Genomic DNA, 7,562 nt, shown 5'->3' with positions numbered 1-7,562 from the left:
CGCGTCGGGCTCTTCGCCAGGAATATGACGGTCGGTCTACATATGTGCCCGGGCTCGGCTTCTGCTGTGCGTGGGAAGTCGGCGGGGTCGACTTCTTACGCGCCCTTCGTTGAGGTTGTGGCGGGAATATGGCGGTCGGTCTACATAGTCGGCCGGTGCCCGAGCTTGCCGTGCGTGAGAAGTCGGCTGGGTCGACTTCTCGCGCGTCGGGCTCTTCGCCAGGAATATGACGGTCGGTCTACATATGTGCCCGGGCTCGGCTTCTGCTGTGCGTGGGAAGTCGGCGGGGTCGACTTCCCACGCGCCCTTCGTTGAGGTTGCGGCGGGAATATGGCGGTCGGTCTACATATTCGGTCGATGCCCGAGCTTGCCGTGCACGAGAAGTCGGCCCGACCGACTTCCTGTGCGCCGCCGACCACGTCCGGCGCGTTGTACCCGCTGCTACCGCCTCGATGGGGAGGTCGTTGCCGTGCCCGTCGGATGCGGCGAGGTGTCCGGGCCGGGCGGCGCCGCGGTGGCCGTGCCCGAGGGGGACGGGGAGCCCGTCGGCGGGCCGGACGGCGACGGGGGCGACGTGGGCGAGCCGGACACGGTGGGTGCCGCCGTGGGCGAGGTGGTGGCGGAACCGGTCGGCACCGGCGTGGAGGGCGACGCCGATGACGGCGTCGATGGCGGCGGCGGCTCGGCCGGGGAGGAGGCGGACCCACCTCGGTTGTGCGGACCGCCCTCCAGGGTGACCACCGCCTGCGAGGGAGGCAGCGCGATCCGGGCGGTCCAGTGCGTGGCCGGTGCCTGGTCCTCGTCCACCGTGACGATCACGGTGATCCGCTGGCCGGGCGCCAGGGTGCCGGAGTCACGGCTGAGCCGGAGCCAGCCGGCGTCCGCCACCGCGCGCCAACGGATCTCCGTGGTATCGGAGTTGGTGAGGGTGAGGACGGTCCGGCTGCCGTACTCGCCGGCCTCGACGGTGAGCAGTCCGGCGGGGGCCGGTTCGCCCGTGCCCGTTGCGGAGGTGCGGTCGACCGCCGGGGCCGGTGCGGCGACCAGGGTCGGGCTACTGAGCGGGGTTGCGCCGTGGGCCGGGACCGGGATCACCGCGCCCTCGAAGATGAGTCGCGGAAAACCCGGAAGCAACGTTTCTGCATCGCCCACACCGGCGCCGTCCACACCGGTACCGCCTGCGACCATCCCGGTCGCGGCCCCCGCGAGCTCCATCCCGGGCAGACCGGGCAGACCGGGCGCACCCGGCCCCGCCGGGCCGTCCACCGCGGGCCGAGGCCGCTGCCCGGTCGGCGTTCCGGCCTCGTCCACCCGCACCGTCGACACCGAGGCAGCCGGCCCCGACCCGCCACCGCCCCGGTGTCCGGCCCAGAGCGCGATCACCGGCGCCGCCAGTACGGCCGCGAGCACCCCGGTGGTGACCACCCGCCGGCGCACCGCCAGCCCGCGCCCCGCATCCGGCGCCCGGTGCCGGGGGAAGCCGCCCTGGTCGAACCGCAGCCCCGGTTCCACCACCCGAGCAGCCACCGCCCGAGCAGCCACCGCCCGAGCTGTCGCCGCCGGAGCAGCCACCACCCGAGCCGTCGCCGCCGGAGCAGCCGCCGCGCCGGTGACCGCGGCGGCTCCGGGGAGGTCCACCGGAGCCCGCAGCAGCGCCAGCCCCGACAGCCCCGCCGCACCCTCCGCCGCCTCGCTCGCGGCCACCCGCTCCGCCGTCCCCCGGCAGGTCGGGCAGTCCACCACGTGCTGCACCAGCTCCCGCCGCAGCGCCGGGCCGAGCACCCAGTCCCGCCAGGACTCCGTCCCGGCCCCGCCGAGCCGGTCCAGCTCCGGGCAGCTGCCCACGCCGAGCACCAGCAGCGCCGCCCTGGTCCGGGCCACTTCGGCCTCGGCCCCGGCGAGCAGCGCGCGGGTCCGCTCGAACGGCAGGTCCAGCACCGCCGCCACCTCCAGCGGGGTCAGCCGGTGCCGGACGGACAGCTCCAGCGCCTCGCGCTGCTCAGGGTCGGTGCCGGCCGCCTCCGGCCAGGCGAGCGAGGACAGCTCGCGCCGCCGCCGGGCCGCCTCGGCCTCGCCCGGTTCGGCCCCGGGCGCCCGCCCGGACCCGGTACCGGTCACGCCGTGGCCGCCGCCCGCGAGCCGGCGCAGGCAGCAGTACCGGGCCAGTGAGAACAGCCAGGCGCGCAGCAGCCCGGGCTCGGCCAGCCGGGCGCCGTGCCGCCGCGCCAGCTCGCGGACCTCGCCCAGGGCGTCGGCGGCGGCGTCGTGCTCGCAGAGCACCGAGAGGCAGTAGGTGAACAGGCCGTCCACCTGCCGGTCGTACGCCACGAGCGCGGCGGCGGCCTTCGGTTCACCCGGCCTGGTCGGTTCACCCGGCCTGGTCGGTTCACCCGGCCTGGTCGGTTCACCTGGCCCGGTCGGTTCACCCGGCCCGCCCGCCCCGGTCGGCCCAACAGTTCTCGTTGTCACCCGTCCGACGGTAGGGACCGTGCACGGCTGACCCCGGCCGTTCGCCGCGTATGTACTTCTTTCGGGTAACAACATCGCCCATCTGTGTGGACGCGGGGCGAGCCCGCGGGCGGGCCGTCGTTGTCACACCCAGGCGCTACGGTGGGCCGCATGCCTCCGCGTTCCAAGACCACCGCCAAGCCCCGCCCGGCGTACCGCTGCACCGAGTGCGGCAACCAGCTGCCCAAGTGGGTCGGCCGCTGCCCGGAGTGCAACGCCTGGGGCACGGTCGAGGAGTACGGCGCGGTGCCGATCCGCACCACGGCCGCCGGCCCGGTCAGCGCGCCCGCCCGCCCGATCGCCCAGGTGGACGGCCAGGTCGCGACGGCCCGCTCGACGGGCGTGCCGGAGCTGGACCGGGTGCTCGGCGGAGGCCTGGTGCCCGGCGCGGTGGTGCTGCTGGCCGGCGAGCCCGGCGTCGGCAAGTCCACCCTGCTGCTGGACGTCGCCGCCAAGGCGGCCACCGCGCAGCACCGCACGCTCTACGTCACCGGCGAGGAGTCGGCCGGCCAGGTCCGGCTGCGCGCGGACCGGATCAACGCCCTCTCGGAGCACCTCTACCTCGCCGCCGAGCAGGACCTCGGCGCGGTGCTGGGCCACATCGAGGCGGTCAACCCCGGCCTGCTGATCCTGGACTCGGTGCAGACCATCGCCTCGGCCGAGCTGGACGGCGCCCCCGGCGGCCCGGCCCAGGTCCGCGAGGTGGCGGGCGCGCTGATCCGGGCCTCCAAGGAGCGCGGCATGGCGACCCTGCTGGTCGGCCACGTCACCAAGGACGGCCAGATCGCCGGCCCGCGACTGCTGGAGCACCTGGTGGACGTGGTGCTGAGTTTCGAGGGGGACCGGCACGCCCGGCTGCGGCTCATCCGCGGGGTCAAGAACCGCTACGGCGCCACCGACGAGGTGGGCTGCTTCGAGCTGCACGACGAGGGCATCGTCGGCCTGGCCGACCCGTCCGGCCTCTTCCTGACCAGGCGTGACAAGCCCGTCCCGGGCACCTGCCTCACCGTCACGCTGGAGGGCAAGCGCCCGCTGGTGGCCGAGGTGCAGGCGCTGATGGTGGATTCGCAGATCCCCTCCCCACGCCGCACCACCTCGGGTCTGGAGTCCCCCCGGATCGCGATGATCCTGGCCGTGGTCGAGCGGCACGGCGGGGTGAAGCTCGGCAAGCAGGACATCTACACCGCGACGGTCGGCGGGGTGAAGCTGACCGAGCCCTCCGCCGACCTCGCGGTGGCGCTCGCGGTGGCCAGCTCCTCCACCGACACCCCGCTGCCCAGCAACCTGGTGGCGATCGGCGAGGTCGGCCTGGCGGGCGAGGTGCGGCGGGTGACGGGCGTGCAGCGTCGGCTCGCCGAGGCGCACCGGCTGGGCTTCACCCACGCCCTGGTCCCGCCGGACCCGGGCAAGGTGCCGCCGGGCATGAAGGTGGTCGAGGTGGCCGACATCGGCGAGGCGCTGCGGGCCATCCCGGGCCGCCGCCGCTCCGCCGCCAAGCCGCGCACCGAGCCCCGCGGTGAGGCACCGTCGGCGCCGCCGGCCCCGCGCTCCGCCCGGGCCGCGGACCGCCCGGCGGCGTACCCCGAGGAGCTGATGGACGGCTGGGAGCCGCTCGACTCCGACGAACTGCGCTGACCCAAGCCCTGCCGAAGCCACGCACAGTTAGACTTTCCCCAGTCTCATTGGCCAGAAGGCAGTACCGAGCGGTACTGAGCGACAGAGCAACAGACCGCGGACCGGCGCACGGCGCGAGGCACGGGGTCGACCGGAGGAGTCACGTGGCAGCCAGCGACCGGGGGGCGGACAAGGCCTCCCGCGAGGAGGCCCTGCTGCGGGCCTCCCTCACCGCCATCGCGCCCGGTACCGCGCTTCGTGACGGCCTGGAGCGGGTCCTGCGGGCCAACACCGGCGGTCTGATCGTGCTGGGCTTCGACAAGACCGTCGAGTCCGTGTGCACCGGCGGCTTCGTCCTGGACGTCGAGTTCAGCGCCACCCGGCTGCGCGAGCTGTGCAAGCTCGACGGCGCTGTGGTGCTCGACAAGGACATCACCAAGATCGTCCGGGCCGGCGTGCACCTGATGCCGGACTCGACCATCCCCACCGACGAGACCGGTACCCGCCACCGCACCGCCGAGCGGGTCAACCGGCAGACCGGCTACCCGGTGGTCGCGGTCTCGCACTCGATGCGGCTGATCGCGATGTACGTCAACGGCACCCGCCGGGTGCTGGAGGACTCCACCACCGTCCTGTCCCGCGCCAACCAGGCGCTGGCCACCCTGGAGCGCTACAAGCTGCGCCTGGACGAGGTGGCCGGCACGCTCTCCGCGCTGGAGATCGAGGACCTGGTGACGGTCCGGGACGTCACCGCCGTGGCCCAGCGCCTGGAGATGGTCCGGCTGATCGCCACCGAGATCGCCGGCTACGTGCTGGAGCTCGGCATCGACGGCCGGCTGCTCTCGCTCCAGCTGGACGAGCTGATCGCGGGCGTGGAGCCGGAGCGCGAGCTGGTCGCCCGGGACTACTTCCCGGAGCGGGCGGCCAAGAAGGGCCGGACGGTCACCGAGGTGCTGGCCGACCTGGAGGCGCTCACCCACGCCGAGCTGCTGGACCTCCAGACCGTCGCCAAGGCGCTCGGCTACTCGGGCTCGCCGGAGTCGCTGGACTCCGCCGTCTCGCCGCGTGGCTACCGCCTGCTGGCGAAGATCCCGCGCCTTCCCAACACGGTCATAGAGCGCCTGGTCGAGCACTTCGGCGGCCTCCAGAAGCTGCTCGCCGCGAGCATCGACGACCTGCAGACCGTCGAGGGCGTCGGTGAGACCCGTGCCCGCTCGGTCCGCGAGGGCCTGTCCCGCCTTGCCGAATCGTCCATCCTGGAGCGCTACGTCTGACCGGACGCGCAGCCGTACGGATGCCCGAACACGGCGACGGCCCCCGGGGAGCGAACGCCTCCCGGGGGCCGTCGCACGTCCGTACCGCGCCCCGGGCCCGTACCCGCGCCCGGGCCCGTACCCGCGCCCGGACACGACGGAGCCCCCGGCCGTGCGGCCGGGGGCTCCGGTGGAAGTTGACCGGTTCTCAGCTGTCCAGGCGGATCGAGGCCCGCGCCGAGACCTTGTCCCCGGAGAGCCCGGTGAGTTCCGCGAGGACCACGTAGGTGCCGCTCGCCGGCGGCGTCTGGTCGGCGGTCGCGCACTGCGGCTTGCTGCGGCTGCGGTCCCAGGTGAAGGTCTCGGTCTGGCTGCCGTTCGCGCCGAGCTGCACCCAGATGCCGCCCTTGTCGGCCGGGCAGTCGCCGGAGGACCAGACCCGGTCGTTGTTGCTGCCGCTCACCGTGATCACGGAGGCGGTACGGCCCAGGTCCACCCGGCAGTTGGCGCCGGAGGAGTTCTTGACGGTCAGGGCCAGCCGGGGCTTGTCCTTGGGCTGGTACGAGTTCTGGGTGCCGGCCAGCTCCAGGGCGACCTGCGAGGAGGCGCAGACCGGCAGCGCCATGATCTCGGGGGTGTTCACCGCCGGAGCGCCGCCGCCGGCACCGCCGGAGCCGCCCGTACCGCCACCCGTGCCGCCACCGGTCGCGGGCGCGGCGCCGCCCCCGGGGGCCGGGTTGGCGCCGCCGGCGCCGGTGCCGCCGCTGAGGTTGACCTCGGTGCCGCCGCCGCCCGCCACCGGGCCGCCCCCGGTGCCGCCACCGCCCGGGCGCGCCGCGGGGCCGCTCGGGGAGGCGCCGGGCGTGATGGCCTGGGCCGGGGTCTGGTCCTGGGACGGAACGGCCTGCGCGGCCTTGCCCTGTGAGCCGCCGTCACCGCCTCCGCCCTGATCGATCATCAGCCAGGCGATCAGGGCGACCACCGCCGCGACGGCGACGAGCACGACGACGCGCCGACGCCAGTAGATCGAGGCCGGCAGTGGTCCGACGGGTTGACGCAGAGAAGGCACGATCAAACTCTACGAGACTGTGTGTGGCGATTGACTCACCAACACCGCACAGTCGCCCCTTCCTTCACATGATCCGCCATTTGATCCGTTCGAGCGAGCCCCAACCGGACGATTTTCGCGAGGCCCCCGGGGGTATCCGGAGTGCTCTGCTCCACTTCGGCACGGTCGGCGGGCGTGGGAGGATCGAAGGGCCATGACTGCCATCACCGCCACCGCCACTGCCGCCTCCCGGCCGCCGATGCCCCTGCCGCTGTTCCACTCGACCGTCCTGGACTGGTACGAGGCGAGTAAGCGGGACCTGCCCTGGCGGGCCCCCGACGCGACGCCCTGGGCGGTCATGGTGAGCGAGTTCATGCTCCAGCAGACCCCGGTCAAGCGCGTGCTGCCCGCCTGGGAGGCCTGGCTCACCCGCTGGCCGACCCCGGCCGACCTCGCCGCCGACGCGCCGGGCGAGGCGGTCCGGATGTGGGGCCGGCTGGGCTACCCGCGCCGGGCGCTGCGCCTGCACGCGGCCGCGGTGGCGATCACCGAGGAGCACGGCGGCGAGGTCCCGGACGACCACGCCACCCTGCTCTCGCTGCCCGGGGTGGGGGAGTACACCGCCGCCGCCGTCGCCTCCTTCGCCTTCCGCCAGCGGCACGTCGTGCTGGACACCAACGTCCGCCGGGTCTTCGCCCGTGCGGTGACCGGCGTCGAGTACCCGGCCCAGGCCACCACCGCCGCCGAGCGCCGCACCGCCACCGCGCTGCTGCCGGACGACGCCGAGACGGCCGCCACCTGGGCGGTCGGCGTGATGGAGCTGGGCGCGCTGGTCTGTACCGCGCGCGGCCCGGAGTGCGGGGACTGCCCGCTGTTCACCGCCTGCGCCTGGCAGCGGGCCGGCCGCCCGCCGTACGAGGGCCCGGCCCGGCGCGGCCAGTCCTACGAGGGGACGGACCGCCAGGTGCGCGGGAAGCTGCTCGCGGTGCTGCGCGAGGCGCACGGGACGGTGCCGCAGGCCCGGCTGGACGCGGTCTGGCCGGACGCGGTGCAACGGGCCCGGGCGCTGGACGGCCTGGTGGCGGACGGCCTGGTCGAGCCGGTCGAGCAGGGCGTCTACCGCCTGCCCCAGTGAACGA

The 7,562-nt window shown here is 74.6% G+C and carries 5 protein-coding genes; 3 read left to right on the top strand and 2 right to left on the bottom strand.

What is annotated here, in order from left to right; genetic code table 11:
- Positions 1-441: 441 nt before the first annotated feature.
- Positions 442-2,328 (bottom strand): sigma-70 family RNA polymerase sigma factor, encoded by a 1,887-nt coding sequence (locus ACIRRH_RS07990; protein WP_403063271.1) that lies wholly within the window; start codon positions 2,326-2,328, stop codon positions 442-444.
- A gap of 291 nt (positions 2,329-2,619) precedes the next feature.
- Here ACIRRH_RS07990 and radA point away from each other — a divergent pair, with 291 nt between their 5' ends.
- Together radA and disA are read left to right on the top strand one after the other, a co-directional pair.
- On the top strand, positions 2,620-4,143 hold the full coding sequence (gene radA, locus ACIRRH_RS07985) for a DNA repair protein RadA (protein WP_403063268.1): 1,524 nt from the start codon (positions 2,620-2,622) through the stop codon (positions 4,141-4,143).
- Between the two features lie 194 nt (positions 4,144-4,337).
- On the top strand, positions 4,338-5,396 hold the full coding sequence (disA, locus tag ACIRRH_RS07980) for a DNA integrity scanning diadenylate cyclase DisA (RefSeq protein ID WP_363381248.1): 1,059 nt from the start codon (positions 4,338-4,340) through the stop codon (positions 5,394-5,396).
- A 187-nt stretch (positions 5,397-5,583) separates the two neighbouring features.
- Here disA and ACIRRH_RS07975 read toward each other — a convergent pair whose 3' ends face one another.
- Positions 5,584-6,444 carry a hypothetical protein gene (locus ACIRRH_RS07975; protein ID WP_403063265.1) on the bottom strand — a complete coding sequence of 287 codons (861 nt, stop codon included), beginning with the start codon at positions 6,442-6,444 and terminating at the stop codon, positions 5,584-5,586.
- Positions 6,445-6,637: 193 nt separating this feature from the next.
- Here ACIRRH_RS07975 and ACIRRH_RS07970 point away from each other — a divergent pair, with 193 nt between their 5' ends.
- A complete protein-coding gene (locus tag ACIRRH_RS07970; RefSeq protein ID WP_403063262.1) occupies positions 6,638-7,558 on the top strand; it encodes an A/G-specific adenine glycosylase in 921 nt (306 codons plus the stop codon).
- Positions 7,559-7,562: the final 4 nt, after the last annotated feature.

The organism is Kitasatospora sp. NPDC101235 (genome assembly GCF_044767505.1).
Lineage (GTDB): Bacteria > Actinomycetota > Actinomycetes > Streptomycetales > Streptomycetaceae > Kitasatospora.
This window is presented reverse-complemented; position numbering and strand designations above follow the sequence as displayed.